The sequence below is a fragment of the Stenotrophomonas sp. YIM B13575 genome, assembly GCF_042787595.1.
In the GTDB taxonomy this organism is placed as follows: Bacteria; Pseudomonadota; Gammaproteobacteria; order Xanthomonadales; family Xanthomonadaceae; genus Stenotrophomonas; species Stenotrophomonas lactitubi_B.
Genome location: NZ_JBHZOP010000057.1, coordinates 27,723 through 42,985, shown reverse-complemented (window position 1 = coordinate 42,985; position 15,263 = coordinate 27,723). Strand labels below are relative to the sequence as shown.

The following is a 15,263-nucleotide window of genomic DNA, read 5'->3' as shown; positions in this document are numbered from 1 at the left end:
GGAGCTGCACAAAACTTGATCTGGCTCCCTGAAAACGGACGCCATGAAGCCGTTTCAGGCGGCAGCTTTGAGCTGCCGGGCGTAGGTATTGGGCGATTGATAGCCCAGTGCCGAGTGTAGCCGGGCGGGATTGTAGAAGCCGTGGATGTAGGTGGTGATGGACTGGCTGGCCTGCTCCCGGCTTGAGTAAGGTTCAGCGGCCTCTTCCGCCTTGAGCGTGGCAAAAAAGCGCTCGGCCACTGCGTTGTCCCAGCAATTGCCAGGCCGGCTCATGCTTTGGACCACCCCGCGGGATTGCAGGAGCTGGCGAAACTCATTGCCCCAGTATTGCCCGCCCCGATCCGAATGGAAGATCAGTTGTGGATGCAGGGCCCAGGCGTTGGCAAAGGCTTTTAGCACCAAGTCCTCGGTCATTCGGTCGGACGTGCTGTAGCCCAGCACCTGTCGGGTCTGGACGCTGATGACCACCGCTAGATGCAGCCAGCCCTGACGGGTGGCGACATAGGTGATATCTCCGACCAAAGCCGTCGGCCCGGCACCGGGGGCGAATTTTCGATCCAGCAGATTTGGGGCGAGGGTCGAACTTCCGGCGGAAGCTTTGCGCCGCAAGCGCCCCTTGGTCTTACCCTGGATTCGTTCCTCGGCCATCAAACGTGCCACCCGCTTGTGACCAACGCGATGATTCCGGGCGCGCAGGGCCCTGACCAGCCGATGTCGTCCATAGCTGCGCTTGCTGGCCGCATGGATAGCCATCACCACCATCTTTGCCCGACGCCTGTCCGAAGCTCGAGCACTGCGGACTGTCTCAGCGCGCGCTGGGGGCCATGGTGGATACTGACGACCACCCTTGAGCTCAGCTACAGCCCACGGTTCGAAGTGATCGTCAAGGAGCACTTCGAGCGTGCAACTGGTGGGCTTAGATTTTGCCAGCGCGGGCAAGCCCGATTGAACGTACTCAGCAACCGCTTGGCGAGCTTGATCGCGCGCCTGATCAAGTGACAGGTGCTCGACTGATCCCAAGGTACGACGCTTACCATGCGCCCAGGTGACGATCCATGCTTTGTGTCCAGAGGGCTGCACTCGAAGAATCAGACCACGAACCTGAGCGTCTCTAAGCTCATAGGGGCGATCCCGCGGTTCTGCTGTGAGAACAATGCGCTTGATAATGGCGAATGACATCGGGCGGGTTGTCCATAAGTGGCGATAAGGCCAACTTAGGACAGGATACGAGACGGTGTTTGGATGAGGATCGTCCGCAGTGCATAGCCCCGCCACATGTAGCCGCCAATTCAGTCACCGCTTAATTTGAAAACCGATGGAATTCGAACAGACCTACAGGTTTTACGGAACGTATACCAAAACCACCTCGTATCGATATCCATCACCAACTTCGTACACGTGAGCCTGAAGCGCTAGATCACTCCGTCCCTCCTCTTCTGTGTAAAGATCAACCAGAACATTCCAAAAATCTCCATACCAGATGCAGACGGAAGAATTCCAGGACTCATCTGGCAGCCTTTTCAAGTGTGCGCCATACGCGCGAATGCTCTCTAGCGCGCTTGCCCACACATCTGGGGCCTGAAGGGTTACCTGCGGTAGCGATGGTTCGCCCCCTTGAATCAGAGCATCGACGATGGCTGCGAGCGTGGGCCGCCAAGCTTGCGGCACCGCAATCTCGTTCTCACCATCTTTAGCTATGGTCGTCTCATTCATTGTTAATCTCTCCCGTGCAATTGCTTGTGGCAGTCCAAACAGACCTCGGCATGATTGGAGGATGTTGTAGGACCACCGTCGGCGTGTCGCTCGACATGATGCCCGGCGGAATTGCTCCGATCAATTGACGTCCCGCAACCCGTCGCGCACTTTCCACCTTGTTCAGCTCGCTTGGATTCTCGTGCGGAATCAGTGAACAACCGCTGTGGGTCTCGTTGTGCTACTGGAACTGCCCCCGGCCCCGTGGGTGGTTTTGGAAGATCTCCAACCATCTTGCCCGCGTCGCCAAGCTTTTCAGCTGTGCGCGCACCGTCAACAGCCTTATCAAGTCCCCTGGCGGCCTTGATTGCCGTACCCGCGCCTCCGGGAACAAAGGGCACTGCAGCTGCCGTCGCATCTTCGCTGAGGACGATGACCTAGCTGCGGCGATCTTGGCTTTCGCCAAGCTTCCCTCTGCGGAGCGCCAAAGGATGCGGGAAGAGCTCGAGCGTTTGGCTGGAACACAGAGGCGCTAGCGCTCTCACGCCGCCAGCTTGGCAACTGCCGCCGCCAGGGTGTCCGGGGCCAGGTGGGCGTAGCGAAGAGTCATGGTGATGTCTGCGTGTCCCAAGAGCTCCCGCACGGTGTTCAGGTCCACCCCTGCCCGCACCAAGCGTGATGCGAAATGATGGCGCAGATCATGGAAGCGGAACTCTTCAATGCGGGCATCGGCTATGAGTTTTCCCCACCCCTTTTTGATGTCGGTCACGTCGAAGACTTTGCCCGCACGGCGCTCGCCCGCTTGCCCAGCCCAACGCTGCAGGACTTCCATAGCTTCGGTGTTCAGAGGGATGTGACGCTGCCTGCCGGACTTGGCGTTCTCCGCCTGGATGGTGAGCATCTTTGCTTCCCAGTTGATGTCGGCCCATGTCATCGACAGCAGCTCACCCCGTCTCATACCGGTGTTCATGGCTGTAAGAACCACGGGCGTTAGGTGATCGACATACCCGTCCATCGGCAAATCAGGCAGAACCGCTTGCTGGTACCGGCGACGGGCCGCATTAGCGTTCGCCCTGCCCTCAACCCCGGCTAGATCGCGCGCTGCGAGCGCGGCCCGGAGCATCGCTTCTTCGTCCGGGGACAGGAACCGAACCACCTTGCGGCTAGCTGCTGATCGCTGACGCATGCCCATGAGGGGATTGGTCTCGATCAACTTCCACTCCACAGCCCGCGAAAGCGCTGACCTCAGGCAAGCAAAGTCGCGCGCTGCGGTAGCCTTGGTCACGGCGTCAGGGCCAGTGACACGCTCGCGCCACCATCGCTCCATGGTGGGCACGTCAATCTCAATGATCTGACGACGCAGCAGCCAAGGGAACACGGATCGGATGCGGTCAGGATACTGACAACCACCCTTAAGCTCAGCAACGGCCCAAGGTTCGAAGTGATCGTTAAGGAGCACTTCGAGAGTGCAACTGGTGGGCTTGGACTTTGCGAGCGCCGGCAATCCGGACTGAACGTACTCAGCGACCGCTTGCCGGGCTTGGTCGCGGGCCTGATCAAGTGTCAGATGTTCGACCGAACCCAAGGTACGACGCTTACCGTGCGCCCAGGTCACAATCCACGCCTTGTGCCCTGATGGCTGCACTCGCAAGATCAGGCCGCGAACCTGAGCGTCCCTGAGCTCGTAGGGGCGATCACGGGGTTCTGCTGTAAGAACGATGCGCTTGGTGAGGGCAGATGACATCGGGCGGGTTGTCCGTAAGTGGCGATAGAGCCAACTTAGGACAGGATGCGAGGCGGTGTTTGGATGAGGATCGTCCGCGAGTTCGATTGCAGGGATGGGCTAGGAAGATCACATCCAGCCCGCAACTTGACCGCCATCACAGTTTCTGCCATAAGGCGGATAACTCTGCCCCAACGCTCTCTTAGAGAGCTACTGACTTCAACTCAAGTCGTCGCGATCCACTCCCACTACTTTAGAGGAGAGTCGATTTATGGCCATACGAAAGATCCATCCACCCAAGCCGCCAAAACCACCGGATCGAATTCAGAACATCCAGACCATCCGGCCTATCGGAAAGACCAAATGGGTACGTGCCCACTGGCGGTGGGATTACTCGACCCATCAATGGGAATGGGTGATTGGTCATTGGAGCAAGTGATTCAGTAGATGAGAAGTACTGACGGCAGATTCAAGTTCAGCAACAAGGAATTGCAGCACTTGCTTTGTTAACGGAAGAACCGCTTTCCCTTCTCAAAGGGGCAAGCTTCGATCTTAAGGAATAGCGATGACCTCTAATGAACCAGTAACACTTTCGATGGCGTGGAAGGTCACGCAGGCTCAACTGGAATCCGTGGGCGCGATTGATGTGACACTCAATTGCGACACCAACCTCTTCATCGACCCTCTTCTTCTGGATGATGCATCAGACGACGAATTCGCAAAGTGCGCAACCGAAGCGTACATCGCAAGGTTTGAGAGCATATGCGCCCTTCTTTTAGAATCTAAGGAACCGGGCGACCTCGCGGAAAGATCCGCCAGAAATCTGCTGAAATTTCATGAAGTCCCCTACACTCATCTTGGCTACTCAAGCGGGGTCTCCGGATCCGGGTTTGGCTCAAAACTTATAGATAATTTAGCTATCAACGCCAAACAGGCCATTTCCATTGGAGTGCGGGATCCCAACCTTTTCATGGTTCTTTGCCTGTTTGAAGCCGGGGTAGGCCCAGATCGTATCAGCGATATGACGACCAACATCCTGGTCGACTGCCTAGCTGCCTTTACGCTTCGCGCTTGCACGCAGCTCCAAATCCAAGTTCAAGATTTTACGCTTGCCGGGAAGAAGCAGCAGCTTCCGTGGAACCCACTTAAGCCCAGCGAGCCAATCCTCCTAGTTCCGCGCGATATCGTTAGAGACCTCCCGATCGCTGCCGACTGGAGCGCGATAAGCGAAGCTGCCCAGATAACCGAAGACCTTAAGAATAGAGTGAGTGCTCAGATCGGAGATATCTGGCGGGCGAAAACGAGGCGTGACAAGGATGAGACACTCAAACTCGCGCTTAAAAGCAAGACATCTTTTGAAATGCTCTTGGACCTGCTTAGAGCTGCTGCGGACGCCCCCTACGACCTAAAGAATGACCATCGCGGCGAGATTTATCCAGCGGATCTAAGGGAGCGCATAGCAGCCTCAGAGCCCTTGTCACTGCATCAATACTCCGGGCGAAGTTTGAATCTGACCGAAGCGACGGACGCCGTGACGAAAATTATCGACAAATTCAAATCACTAATTGAGGATAAGGGTCTGTGGAAAGATCTGTGGAATGAAAAGTTGACAACAGCCCGCTTAGAAAAGGCGATGCAGCGCCTGTTTTACGCAGTCGCAGCTGCGTACTGCGAGGCGAACAACCTCGACCTATCCCCCGAATCAGACGCAGGATGTGGGCCGGTAGATTTTAAGATGTCCAACGGCGCCAATGTTAAGGTTCTCGCTGAACTCAAGCGATCCACCAATCCGAAGCTAGTCGCCGGCTATACAAAACAACTTGAAGCCTATAAGGGTGCAGAAGGGACAACCAAAGCATTCTACGTCGTGATTGATATAGGCAACCTTAGTTCCCAGAAGATGTCTGAGCTGAGCCGAACTCGATCCGCACGGCTTGAGGCAGGACTTCCAGCCTCTGAAATCTGCATCGTCGATGGGCGACCGCAGATGTCAGCAAGCAAGCGATAGTGGACGCCAATAGCACCCCATACTCCAGCAACCAATTTGCGCACAACCCAAGTAAGCGATTCTCTTTTAATTAAAAGGTAGAACCCTTGAACTATAAAGAAATACTAAGCCATCTTACAGGAATCAGCACGCCAATCCTTGGAATACAGTGGACACCAGTGACGGCAGATGTAACCACTGCTCGAAATCTCATACGAGAGCTGGAGGATAGAAGGGTTCTTTATCGACCAGAGGAGATGGAGGGCCATCAGTACTGCCTTATCTCGGTTGAACAAATCCGCAGAAATCTTACGGATACAATTCAAAAAACTGGAGCAGACACGCCACTCGGCAAGAGCTCGGCGAAAATGCGAAGAGCGTGTCGAAAGTTCTGCGACATCGTCGGATCCCCAAGATTTGATGCACTCCCCTTCCCCGTTAAAAAATCCATTCTCAGCCGCGAATTAACGAGACTAAGGAAAGTCTTCGGCTTAGCAATTGCCGAAGTTTCCACTGCCTATGGACTGGATGTAGAGGATGAACTCGCGACTATCATTCCATTCAACCAAGACTAGATAAGAGACAGTCGCGAGCCAGCCCTCCTAAGCTCGAGGGCACGTCCAGCCCAAAATGTGGAACTTGATGTGACAGCAGATATTGAAGAAGCGTTAGAAGCATTTTTCATTGATCCTCGAGTTGTTGAATTGTGCGAGTTATTACGCACAAGTGACGATTTGCTCGACGTGATAAATCTATCCGAGAACCAGCACTCCAGCATGCTAGCTTGGCTACTCGATCCCCGCGAGGGACATGGACAGGGGGACCAGATCCTACGTGACCTACTAATCGCTGCAACTACGTCTGCTCGCTCAACCGCTGTCCTTGATGGAAGAGGTAGAACTTCCCGATTCTTCTCTGCTTGGCCCCCCTCTCGCATTCGTACAGCGACCTTTGGCTCGGCGTTCGTTGCCCGGGAACTGGGAATTAACGCGAGAGAGCGGGTGGACCTCTTCGTAATTGACCCACAGAATCATTTCATTCTGGTTATTGAGAACAAGGCTGGAATGAATCACTCAGACCACCAGCTCGATAGCTATAAGACAAAATTCGATGATATTGCATCGTCCAACTCAAATCTAAAGGATTATGATTGCGCGTTCATCGCCCTAGACCGCTACTTCCAAGGGGATGATGAAAAGGAGCTCCCGAGCGCTAGCACGTGGCTTCATATCGGCTACGAGTGGCTCCAGGTGTCTGCCAATCGCGCGTTGATGCACATGGAACGGGGGAACAATGCAGCGAGGCTTGTTGTGAGTTACTGCAATAGGCAGACCGACTGGGACAGCCCTCAGAGCAAAAGAAGCATAGAACTAGCTTCGGCGTTGCACCATGATCACAGCGATGCCATCAAGCGTTTGCTTTCGATGTCGATAAAACGCATCGAGACTGAATGGCTGTCAAGTCGTGCGCCGCCTGCTGAACTCGAATTCATGCTCCAGAATCGTTCACTTGGAGACCTACTCCGCGAAACACAGGGCATGGCGTCAGTAGCTTCATCGTTGCTGGCACGTGTTCCAGGCTTGACAACCGATTCTCTAGAGCATGGGCGCGTATGGATGGACATATGCCCTACTGGCTGGGAAAGGTACTTCAATGGTGATTGGTGGCCTGTCTATCTAAGCATCACCTACTCAAACAAGGATAGAACTCAGTTCAGAGTTTCTCTGGTGTGGAACTCACATCACGCCCGCTCTGAAGCTGAAGCGAAGCAACTTCGAGGACTACTTGCGGAGTACGACCCACGATTTTCAACACACAGTGACGCCAGCCGCAGATGGATTGTTCTGGACAAAAATCTAAGTCTTCAGGAACTCTTTCATCGGGTCCCCGAGGTCTTTGTGCGTCTGAAGAATTTGCTAGAAGTCAGCAGCGTTAACCCTTGAAACCGCCCTTTCGCTATCAGACTCGCCGGTCTCGCCGCGATCCCTAAGCGAGTCTGAAGCCAGCACGTCAGTGGATACCGCGAATGATCTGCGCGGACACGAACCATCCGCAAAGGGCAACATGGATGCCCACCAATGACCAGCTTGCAGCGAATCCCTCACCAATCAATGAGCTCCAACACTCACCCAAACAAAAAGCCCCGACCAAGGCCGGGGCTTTTCATTACAACTGGTACCGGAAACAGGAATCGAACCTGCGACCGGCCGCCTACGGCTCCAAATAAACCATTGCCTAGTCGCTAGACGCATCAGTCTGATCAGCGATAGCGCCAACGAAATCGATGATCTCTTCGATCTCGACGCCTCGTTGATTAGGCTCATCGTCAGATCCCAAACCGGTCTCCGAAAACTCTTGCACTAATGCATCGATCAGCGACTCGCGGTCCTGTTTGACAAGGTGCTTGATTCCCTCTTCAGGCAAGTGAAGGCTGTGCTTCGCTGCGATTTCAACCAACAGAGAATGCAGACGGGACGAGATAGACCGTTTCATTTCACTTCACCTTCGGGTCTCTCAACCCATCGCTGCTTCTTGGAATGGCAGTTATGACCTTCCCCTCACCATTCAGGACTACCTTCGCATCTTTCCCGGTGTAAGCAGTCCTGCCACCGACCTGCTCGGCAACCTTCGCAGGGTCTTTTACCGCCGATAGTATGGCCTTTGCAGAAACACCTCTGCCACCATCGCGGGAGATCGCCTGATTCAACCCATGCTTCGTGTACCCGGTGATCTTTCCCGCCACCGCGCCAGAGGTGCCCGTGACACCAGCAGCTCCTGCACCAATTTCGGCTGCCGTGGCAACTGCTCCTGGATTTGCCATTGCGACCAGACCTACCTCTGCCAGCACTGGAGCGGCCAGAACTGCTGTCAGTGCAGCGCCAATTGCCGGCCCGAGTCTGTCGCTTGGATTTCTGGGCGGTGGAGTAATCGGCTGCCCATTCGTGGCGTCGTTGATTACCTTGAAGGCTGCACCACTCTCCCGCCCGTCTGGATCTGTGAACTTGTACGGATTACCGTTCGCATACCGGTATCGATTGAACTGCCCTACCGGCCGGTCATACGCAGTCACCGGATCGACCGACAGGAACATACCCAACTGCGGATCATAGTACCGCTGCTGCATGTAACTCAGCCCAGTAGCCGAGTCGCTCACGTGCCCGGTATAACCCGGCCCGTCCGTGACCTGACCTCCTACTACGGCTCCGTAGGGCTCGTAGTCATAGCGCTTGATCACGTTGCCATTGGCATCGCTCTCGGCAACAACCGAACCGAGGGCATCGGTATGGATGTATGTGACAGTCGTCTGGGCCTGAACCTGCCCAGTGAGCAGCAGGGCGGCAATCATGAGTTGCTGCCATGTCCCTCGGATCAACCCGACAACCCTTGACGCAGACTTCATGAAAATGCGCCCTGCCAACCCAATAGCGCATTGGCTTGCCCGTACCATTACAGCCATGGGTCGCCCCCCTCCGGTTGTACAGTTTTCCCTTGGCTGCAGTGGCCATCCAAGCAATTACGCACCGTGTACGCCCACGAGCACGTTGCAAAAACCATTTCGTTCCCAGCCACGCGCACGCCGAAGTCATCTTCGATCGTGGAATAGGTGGCCCCCTCAGAACCATTCCAGGTGACTCTGCAACCACCCTTTATATACTCGGCATAGGCCCATGAAGGAGGGTCGGGAAGAGCAAATGTGTTGGCCTCCGCAGACCAGGGTCCGCACGCCTCTCCGTTGCAGGCCTGAACACGAAACGCATGTGCTCCCGGATACACCGACAATTCGACCCTATTCATTGCCCCACGGGCCACTTCCTGCCAGCCACCACCGTTGAAGCGGCGTTGCAGACGATACTCATTGGCAAGGTGAACCTGGGTCCAACTGGGATAGGCGACCCGCCAACCGCTCTCCGCCTCCACGCTCAGCACCGGTGCGGATTGCGGGGTCAACACAACCACGACGGAGATCTCAGCCGACCATCCGCCACAACCCGACGTATTGCACGCACGCGCACGATAGCGATACGTGCCGTTGGGACGTCCAGTCAGATCGACCGAAGTACTGGTGCCACTGGAAACGCTGGACCAACCACCTCCCGCAGACTGCTCCACGTCATAGCTTATGGCAGTCGCCACGGTCGACCAGGACACACGATAGGCACCGGAGTCGGACGATGGAGGCGCCTGCAACGAAGGTGAAGGCGGAGGCAACAGAACCTGGGTGCTTACAGCCGTTGAATATGTGCCACATCCACTGGCATTGCATGCAACGGCGCGATAGGACCAGGTACCAGTGCTTCGTCCTCCAACGGTAAAACTGGATCCCGAGCCTGCATACACCTCGGTCCAAGCAGCACCGCTGTACTGCTCGAGCCTATAGGTCGTTGCGGTCGGCACAGATGTCCAGGTGACAGCAAAACTACCGGTCGCGGAAGAGCCAGGGGCACTAACTGCGGGCGCCCCCGGTGGCAACAGAACCTCGGTGGCAGACACGACCGAGAACGGACCACAACCCGCTGCGTTACAGGCCTGCGTGCGATACGACCAAGTGCCGTTTCCCTTGCCACTGACTGCAAAGCTCCGAGCTTCACCGCTGTATGCGACGGCCCAGCTACCGCCGGCCGATTGCTCCTGCAACGTGTAGGTTGCCGCATCGGCAATCGCCGACCAACTCACGCTGTAGGTGCCGCTGGCTTGTGTAGAGGACAACGCAATGACCGGTGCGACAGCAGGCACGCGCACCATGGTCGTGACCGCCTCAGCAGACCAGGCACTACAGCCGGCCGCATTGCAGGTTCGCACTCGATAGCGATGGATACCGGATGCCAGTCCCTGTTCATTGAATGACAGGGCAGCGCCACTGTAGATCTGCGCCCAGCCTTCGGCAGCAGCGCGTTCAAGCTCGTACCTGGCAGTGCCGGCGATACCCGACCACTGAACTGCCACTACACCATTGATGCTTGTGGTCGGCACGCTGAGCACCGGGGATGATCCCGACGGATGCACCACAGCAACTTTGGCCGGAGCAGACCAAGGACTGCACCCCGCAACATTGCAGGCTTGAATCCTGTAGAAGTGGTCACCCGCCGGGCGCGAAGTGACAGCGAAACTCAGCAGCCCCGCATCGTATATCACCGTATAGGGGCCGGCTGCGGAGCCGGCCTCTTCCAGCGCATAGCGCGTTGCCGCAGCCACAGCACTCCATTCGATGTTGAACGTACCAGACAGGCCAATACCTGGTGCAACCAGCACCGGCGCCGTGGCCGGCTTGAAGATGACATCCGTCTTCACGACGGAACTCCAGGCAGCGCAGGTACTACCATCGCATGCGCGCACGCGATACAGATAGGACCCGGCGGCGCCTACCTGAACGTTTGCGGTGCGGGAGCCGCCACGGTAGACCTGCGCCCAAGTCGCTCCTGCATTGATGGACGCCTGCAGCTCATAGGACACAGCGCCCACGTCCGACCAACCCACACTGAAAGTGCCTGTAGAGTCCATCACAGGAGCAACCAGTACAGGAACCCCCATCATTGCAGGCTGCTCAACCTGTGCGACCAGGCGGCCGCCCACGTACAGATACTCCAGGATCTTTCCATCACGCTGGTTGTATTGCCAACGCAGGACGCCATCATTGCCATAGAGCGAGCGGATTCCACGCTCCTCGGTGTCGATGGCTTGGACACGACGTCCAAAGCCATCATAGTCATAGCGCTCCTTGCCTGCAGCAGCACGCAAGCGATTACCCGCATCGAAGACAAAGGCCTGCCCGTTTCGCGTGCTCAGATTGCCCTGGACGTCGTAGTTCAGCCCTATCACCGTGGCGCCGGCCGCGTTGCGGACATTGGTCAGGCGATTTGACGCGTCGTAAAGATAAGAGTGGTCCGTCACCCCACCACGACTGACCCGGGTCAAGTTGTCGAGCGCGTCATAGCCATACTCAAAGACCCCCGTACCCTCGAATGACGGCGATTGAACTCGTGTCAAGCGATCCAGGCCGTCATAACTCATCGTGCGATTGCGCACAGCGTCGACTGCATCATTGATTGCGTTGACGTTGCCGTTCTGATCGTACTGATACTGCAGACCCTGCACACCTGCGTCATTGATCTGCAGAGGCAGCTGCCGTGCATTCTGTGGCGACGAATGCGCGATGCCATTGGCATAGGTGAAGGACGCCACACTTCCATTGGCGTGATACCTGATCTGCGTTACCTGGTCACCCACTTGGGTGGGCCTTCCCAGCGCATCGGGCGCGTAGTGTACATAGCTGCCGCTCGGATATCGCACGCCTGCAATGTTCCCCATACTGTCGTAGGCGTAGCCAAGGGTCTGCGTCGACCCATTCAGAATTCGCGATTCTTCGCCAACGAGCAGTCGCCGGCGGTTGTACTCGAACATGCTTGTCGCATTCGTTGCTCCCAGTTGATTCTGGGTGGTTACGGACGCCGTCTTTCCGTCAGGCGCATACGTCCAGGACTGGCTGCCATTGTTGTCAGGGAATGCCAGCGTCTTCAGTCGATTACGTGCATCGTAGGTGCGTGTAGCGAGGCGCCCTGATGCCCTTGCTGCCGGCTCGTCACACGCATCGGAAAGGCTAGCCAGACCGGATGCAGACCATGCCAGATTGCCTGCAGCGTCATAACCCATAGCCGTCGCGCCGGTTTCCGGCTCGATGCTCTTGCACAGACGCTGGTCGCCGGAATAGATGAACTTCCGCAGCAGAGAGGTCGCCCCATCGATGCTGTACCGCATTATGCTCAGCGGCTTTCCAAGAACATCCCGACTGATTGCTGTGCGCGCCCCTTCGGGGTGCTCGATCAGCACAGGGTTGTCTTGGGCAGGTGCATCGAAGCTTTCGTATCGCGTGACTGTCACTTGGCCACGGGGGTTCTGGATACGGACGGAGTTGCCACCGCTGTAGCTGACGTAGCTTGTAAGCAAACCGAGCTCACTATCCTGCGACGTGGCCACCAGACGGCCTAACGCATCGAACTCCTGCCACGTACCTGTTGCTGCTGGCAGCGACGCGTGCGGATAGGAAGTGAACAGCGTTCGTCCCTCATGATCAAGGACAGAGCGGACAAATGATTGTGTGCCGGCTACATTACGAGCATCAAAAGCATGGGTCAGCACCGGCCGGAACAACGCATCCAGATAGGTCTCCGACCGGGCGTCACCGGTGGTTACGCTCCGCCGCCAGTGACCAGCAGGAATACCGTTCTCAGCCGCCTGCATGTACTCCAGCGAAATGTTCGTTGGACTCCAGGCAACACTGTCGCCGGATGGCTGGTTGATGCCACTGATGCGCCCCATGATGTCGTAGTCATAGGACGTGGTGAATCCGTTCTCATCAGTAACCGAGCGCAACCAGCCGTGGTCGTCAACTGTGGCCTGCACACTCGCACCGTCCGCGAATTGGATAAGCTGGGGAGAGCCGCGCTTCCACGAGGAGAGACGCGTAGCATTGCCATTGGCGTCGACGTAACGCGACACGGTGCCATCAACATCGTATTCAGTGGTTGAATCAAGGCGACCAAAGGACCAGCTCTGGGACGGGCGCGCAAACGCATCAAAGTCAGTGCGGGAGATCTCCAGACCGGAGTCGACGCTGGTCACCTTGGCAACCTGCCCAAGAATCCAACGGATCCCCTCATCGCGGAATTCAGTCGCGGTGGTACGCGACTCTCCCAGCGAATTGTGGCGTTTCTCGCGCAGGGGACGCGTCAGCGTGTCGAACTGCTCGACGGTGGAGGAAAACACCGTCCCGCCCTCGGTGATCCGCCGCTCACGAAGGGGGCGCCAGGTTTCACTGGCGAACGTATCCTGCCGCCCTTGCGAGCTGATCCCGACCCGGGCCGGAAATGGCTGCGACACAACCTCAGCATTGCTCACATAGATGTCATCAGTGGTTCGCAACGTGCCGCCGTTCTGGCGCACTTCGGTACGCAGCAGCTTTCCCTCGTTTTCCTGAAAATAGATGCCATAGGTCAAGACCGTGGTTGACTGGTCAGGTGCAGTCACCGTGCTGGTCTTGGTTGTCTGGCAGTTTCCGGGCCTGCAGTCAGTGATGGCTTGGGCGCTGGGCGGAGCGTAGTCATAGCGCCAGGTGAGATCCACACCGCTACCAACAATGCGTTTCGCCCTCAACGCCAAGGTATCGAAGCGAATCGGCAACGTACTTGAAATGGTGTCGCCGGGTGGATCAGGTATGAAGTCATTCAGTCCGATCATCGGGAAGAGGCAATCTGATGCAACGCCCGTACGGCCATTGCGGACGGTGCCCAAGGTGAACTCACCTGTGACGCCGGTTGGGTGCGTCATTCGAAGGACGCTCGGCGTGTCCTTCAACACTCGCATCCAAGCACATATCACTCCTTGATCCTGGACAAAGCGCCGCCGCTGCCCCAACGCGTCAGCAACGGACTCTTCTCTAGGGTCATAGATGATCCCCGCCACCTGTGAGTGGTCGTACTTCCATTGGCGACCATCTGGACGCGTAACCTGCAGGAGAATTCCCCACGGGTTGTATTCGTAGTGCCAGGTACGGGTACCCGTTCTGACCTGCGATATCCGGCCTGACGTCCAGGTGATATCGATCCGCCGACCATCGCTTGCTTCGATAAGCGTCAATTGAGAGCCGGACCAGTGATATCTGACCCAGTTTCCCTGACGATCCTCGACGAGGGATGGATACAGGCGTATGCGGTCACGTAGGAACACGTGATCGACCACGACTCCGTCCTGGATCTTCGGCTTGGCGAAGGGCTCCACAGGCGTAACGACCATCCAATCGAAGTGGTACTTGGTTCCGTCTGGGGCGTGTGCAAGAAACCCCTCGCCCGCATGGCCGCTTTTTAGTGTGGGCAAGCACGACAGCGTCCAGTTCTGGGTCGTCAGCCACGGGTACACTCGCCCGTCACTTGGGCCCGCGGGCGAACCGGCTACGCGGAACAGCAGTTCCTGCGGACCCGTAGTAGATGTAAAGAGCTGATTGCCGTGCCACATCTCCCACGAGTCCACGGTTGACATGCCCTGGACGCCCACCACCAGAGGTGCGCCCTCCCACGCTTCCACTGGCGAGGAGCAGCGAGCCCAGGGTTGCGCGGTTGTCACGTTCCAGCCCGAGTCATGCTCAAACGTGCCGCCGACGAAGGGGATATCGATGTCCCAATCGCCCATGGGGTGATTGGGGATGCCCTCTCCGGGAACCACGTACTTCCTGCCCAGCGCCACGGGCAAGGCATTGTTTCCGGGGATTGAAACCTCGCTCACCGCAAAGCTGAGCTCGCCGGTATACAGATTCACTGAATCACCGAACAGTTGCGGGCCTTCAGATGTGATCTGTTCGCGAGATTTGATGAGCTTGGAGTATTCCTGCCATGGCTGCGCGGCCATCGCTGGCCCAGCAAGAAGTACGAGCAGGCACAACAACGAACGGCGCGCCGTTCCTTGGAAACGCTTCATATGGTGGATTTCCCTTCGTCCATGACGCGGCCTGCACCACCTGTCACTGCAGGTTGGAGCAGTCTTCAACGCATACCCGCTAGTGCTGATCAACTCCCCAGTTGACCCGCACGACATGTGTAACACGATTCACAATTCATTCACAAGTGACGGCGATCACGTGCTCACCGAATGAAATTTCAGTCCGGCAAGAACGTTGCTACATGTAGCGTAGGCCAGTGGCCGAGTCACTCACATGCCCGGTATATCCCGGGCCATCCTTAACCTGACCACCTACCACTGCACCGTAGGGCTCATAGTCATATCGCCTAATCGCATTGCCATGGGCATTCGTCTGAGCCACCACCGCCCCCAAAGCGTCGGTGTAGATGTACGTGACCGTCGTCTGGGCAATTG

At 56.9% G+C, this 15,263-nt stretch carries 10 protein-coding genes; 3 read left to right on the top strand and 7 right to left on the bottom strand.

Translation table 11 applies throughout. The features are described from left to right. Positions 1-54 precede the first annotated feature (54 nt). The 4 genes from ACFX4F_RS10915 to ACFX4F_RS10900 all read right to left on the bottom strand — a co-directional run bounded on the left by ACFX4F_RS10915 (position 55) and on the right by ACFX4F_RS10900 (position 3,436). Entirely contained in the window at positions 55-1,179 is a 1,125-nt protein-coding gene (locus ACFX4F_RS10915; RefSeq protein ID WP_380655082.1) for an IS3 family transposase, read from the bottom strand. A 162-nt stretch (positions 1,180-1,341) separates the two neighbouring features. Beyond that, positions 1,342-1,713 (bottom strand): hypothetical protein, encoded by a 372-nt coding sequence (locus ACFX4F_RS10910; RefSeq protein WP_380655079.1) that lies wholly within the window; start codon positions 1,711-1,713, stop codon positions 1,342-1,344. Positions 1,714-1,715: 2 nt separating this feature from the next. Further along, a complete protein-coding gene (locus ACFX4F_RS10905) occupies positions 1,716-1,985 on the bottom strand; it encodes an HNH endonuclease (RefSeq protein ID WP_380655164.1) in 270 nt (89 codons plus the stop codon). Between the two features lie 248 nt (positions 1,986-2,233). Next, positions 2,234-3,436: a tyrosine-type recombinase/integrase gene (locus tag ACFX4F_RS10900; protein ID WP_380655076.1), complete on the bottom strand. Its 1,203-nt coding sequence runs from the start codon at positions 3,434-3,436 to the stop codon at positions 2,234-2,236. Between the two features lie 544 nt (positions 3,437-3,980). Here ACFX4F_RS10900 and ACFX4F_RS10895 point away from each other — a divergent pair. From ACFX4F_RS10895 to ACFX4F_RS10885, 3 genes are all read left to right on the top strand, one after another. After that, the gene (locus ACFX4F_RS10895) at positions 3,981-5,423 is read left to right on the top strand and encodes a hypothetical protein (RefSeq protein ID WP_380655073.1); all 1,443 of its coding nucleotides are present in this window, start codon (positions 3,981-3,983) and stop codon (positions 5,421-5,423) included. A gap of 86 nt (positions 5,424-5,509) precedes the next feature. After that, positions 5,510-5,977, top strand: coding sequence for a DUF6650 family protein (locus ACFX4F_RS10890; RefSeq protein WP_346484166.1), 468 nt, complete (start codon positions 5,510-5,512; stop codon positions 5,975-5,977). 69 nt (positions 5,978-6,046) lie between these two features. Then, a complete protein-coding gene (locus tag ACFX4F_RS10885) occupies positions 6,047-7,345 on the top strand; it encodes a PD-(D/E)XK nuclease family protein (protein ID WP_380655070.1) in 1,299 nt (432 codons plus the stop codon). 292 nt (positions 7,346-7,637) lie between these two features. On the opposite strand, the gene ACFX4F_RS10880 is transcribed toward ACFX4F_RS10885, so the two are convergent. The 3 genes from ACFX4F_RS10880 to ACFX4F_RS10870 form a co-directional block, all read right to left on the bottom strand. Further along, entirely contained in the window at positions 7,638-7,895 is a 258-nt protein-coding gene (locus tag ACFX4F_RS10880) for a hypothetical protein (protein WP_380655067.1), read from the bottom strand. Position 7,896: 1 nt separating this feature from the next. Further along, positions 7,897-8,748 (bottom strand): RHS repeat-associated core domain-containing protein, encoded by an 852-nt coding sequence (locus ACFX4F_RS10875; protein WP_380655064.1) that lies wholly within the window; start codon positions 8,746-8,748, stop codon positions 7,897-7,899. Positions 8,749-8,849: 101 nt separating this feature from the next. Further along, the gene (locus ACFX4F_RS10870) at positions 8,850-14,960 is read right to left on the bottom strand and encodes an RHS repeat protein (RefSeq protein WP_380655061.1); all 6,111 of its coding nucleotides are present in this window, start codon (positions 14,958-14,960) and stop codon (positions 8,850-8,852) included. Positions 14,961-15,263: the final 303 nt, after the last annotated feature.